We start from the raw sequence: 270 nt of genomic DNA on the forward strand, positions 1-270 counted from the left end.
CGAGATCAAGACCATGGAAAAGCTGCTGCGCTACACCAAGTACCTCCAAGGCTCGCTGAAAACGGCAGGACCCGGACGCTATGTCATTTTCACCACCAGAGGCAGATTGCAGGAAGTGACGCATGATTACAAAACCATTCCCGATCTCCAAGGAATGCTTGGCATACGCGCAGACCTGGTCACCTGCGGAATCGGCGTTGGAAAAACGGCATATGAAGCAGAAATCCACGGAGGAACAGCACTGCTGCATGCCAAAGAACGGGGAACTGG

Annotated in this window: 1 pseudogene; it reads left to right on the forward strand. The window is 53.3% G+C overall.

The features are described 5' to 3' along the window. Window positions 1-270, forward strand: a pseudogene (locus tag SB775_RS29790) (ArsR family transcriptional regulator); the annotation flags it as partial.

The organism is Peribacillus sp. SIMBA_075 (assembly GCF_046534585.1).